Below are 2677 nucleotides of genomic sequence, written 5' to 3'. Positions count from 1 at the left end.
CCGGCATCTGGACCATGCACTTCGTGGCCATGCTCGGCTTCCGGGTCGGCGGGACGGAGATCCGCTACGACGTACCGCTCACCGTGCTCAGCCTGCTCGTCGCCATGGTCGTCGTCTGCGCCGGCGTCTTCGCCGTCGGCTACGGCCGTGACCGCACCCGCTCGCTGCTGCTCGGCGGGCTCACCACCGGGATCGGCGTCGCGAGCATGCACTACCTGGGCATGGCCGCCGTACGACTCCACGGCGACGTGACCTACGAGCCGGTGCTCGTCGGCCTCTCCGTGCCGATCGCGGTCGTCGCGGCGACGGCGGCCCTGTGGGCGGCCCTCAACATCGAGGCGCCGGTCGCGGTCACCGTCGCCTCCCTGGTCATGGGCGCGGCGGTGAGCAGCATGCACTACACCGGCATGCTCGCCGTGCGGGTGCGGGTCACGCCCTCGGGTGACCTGCTGCCCGGGGCCACGGCGATGCAGTTCGTCTTCCCCCTCGCCGTGGGCCTCGGCTCCTACCTCTTCCTGACCTCGGCCTTCGTCGCCCTGTCGCCGACGGCGGGGGAGCGCGAGGAGTCCGCCTCCGCCCAACGGCCGGTCGAGACCGCTGCCCGCTGACCCGCCGACCCCCCTTCCGAGCGAGGAGGCCATGCGTACACCCAGAAGGACCCCGACAGCGGGCGCCGAGACGCCGTCCCGGCCCGCCGCGCGCGGCCGCCGCGCACACGCCGGACCACCGGCCGACGAGAGACCCGCCGACGGCCCGGACACACCGGCGGAGCGCCCTGCCCGGCGCCCGACACCCTGGCGCACACGGCCCCGGACCGTGCGCGCCAAGATCATCTGCCTGCTGATGGTGCCCGTCGTGTCCCTGCTCGCCCTCTGGGCGTACGCCACCGTCACCACCGCCCAGGACGTCTCCCGGCTGCGTCAGTTGCAGCGCGTGGACGCCGAGGTCCGCACCCCCGTCGCCAACGCCGTCGCCGCCCTCCAGGCCGAGCGCGCCGCCGCCGTGCGGTACGCCACCGCCCCGGAGACCGGCGGGAGCGGCGAGCTGAAACGCCTCGCGGCACGCACCGACCGCGCGGTGGCGAAACTCCGCCTGGGGGAGCACGCCACCGTCGCCGACGGCCAGGAACTGCCCTCCGGAGTCACCGGGCGCCTCACCGCGTTCATCGCCGGCGCCGAGAAACTGCGCCCGCTGCGCACCGCCGTACTCGACCGCCGCGCCGGCTGGAGCGAGACCTACGAGCGCTACACCGGCACCATCGCGACCGCCTTCCGCGTCGGGGGCGCGCTCACCGGCATCCAGGACGCCGAACTCGGCTCCGACGCACGCGTGCTGCTGGAGTTCTCCCGCGCGGGTGAGGCACTGGCCCGGGAGGACGTGCTGCTGGCCAGTGCTCGTCTCGCCGACGGCCTCTCCGGTGAGCGGCTCCGGCTGTTCACCGGCGCCGTCGACACCCGCCGCACGCTCACCGAGTCCGCCGCCGCCGACCTGCGCGGCGACGAGCGCGCCGCCTGGCGCGAGCTCGCCGAGGGCGCCGACTACGCCGCCGTCGGCGGCCTGGAGGACCGGGTGCTGGCCGGTGGCGCGGGCGCCCGCGCGGTCGCGGCGGCACCCGCAGCCGACTGGCGGCAGGCACACGCCCGCGTACAGGACGGCATGCGGAGCATCGAGCAGGACGCGGCCCGCGGCGTCGCGGACCGCGCCGACCCGTTCACCCGGGGACTGCTCACCCCGGCCGGCGCGGCGGTCCTCCTCGGCCTCGCAGCCGTCGCCGCCTCCCTCGTCATCTCCGTGCGCATCGGCCGGAGCCTCGTCGTCGAACTGGTGAGCCTGCGCAACGGCGCCCTGGAGATCGCCCGCCGCAAACTCCCCGACGCCATGCGCAGACTGCGCGCCGGACAGGAGATCGACATCCGCGCGGAGGCCCCGCCCGGACCGCCCGCCGAGGACGAGGCCGGGCAGGTCGCCGAGGCCCTGGGCACCGTGCACCGCGCGGCGCTGCGGGCCGCCGTGGAGCGCGCCGAACTCGCCAGCGGCATCTCGGGCGTCTTCGTCAACCTCGCCCGCCGCAGCCAGNNCGGCCGGGCCTGGCGCATCCCGGTGTCCCTGACCGACGTGATCCGCGCGGCCGTGTCCGAAGTCGAGGACTACGCGCGGGTGGAGGTACGGCAGCTCCCCGAGGCCTTCGTCATCGGCGCCGCCGTCACCGACCTCACCCATCTGCTCGCCGAGGTCATCGAGAACGCCGCCCAGTTCTCACCGCCCCACACGCGCGTGCGGGTCACCGGAGAGCCCGTGGGCAACGGATACGCCGTCGAGGTCGAGGACCGCGGCCTGGGCATGAGCCCGAAGACCCTGGCCGAGGCCAACCGGCGCATCGCGCAGTCCGAGGCACTGGACCTGTTCGACAGCGACCGGCTCGGGCTCTTCGTGGTCAGCAGGCTCGCAGCCCGGCACGACATCAAGGTGCACCTGCGGACCTCGCCCTACGGCGGCACCACAGCCGTCGTCCTGCTGCCCAAGGCGCTGCTGCACGGCGGCGCGGCGGAACGTTCGCCCGGCGAGCGAGCCACGGGACAGCCGGCCGAGGAACGCGCCCACGCGCGCGTGCACGGCGATCCCCGCCACCGGAAGACACCCGTGCGGGCCGTCCCCACCCCGGCCGACCGTCCCGCAC

Annotated in this window: 2 protein-coding genes; both read left to right on the top strand. The window is 75.3% G+C overall.

The genetic code is table 11. The features are described from left to right. A partial coding sequence (locus tag CCN42_RS38790) for an MHYT domain-containing protein (protein ID WP_086741893.1) occupies window positions 1–608 on the top strand: 608 nt, incomplete at its 5' end. Between the two features lie 31 nt (window positions 609–639). After that, on the top strand, window positions 640–2677 hold a 2038-nt coding region (locus CCN42_RS38785; protein ID WP_107427723.1), incomplete at its 3' end, for a sensor histidine kinase.

It is taken from the genome of Streptomyces glaucescens (assembly GCF_002154375.1).
Lineage (GTDB): Bacteria > Actinomycetota > Actinomycetes > Streptomycetales > Streptomycetaceae > Streptomyces > Streptomyces glaucescens.
Note: the sequence above shows the minus strand (reverse complement) of the source record. Positions and strands in the feature narration are given on the sequence as shown.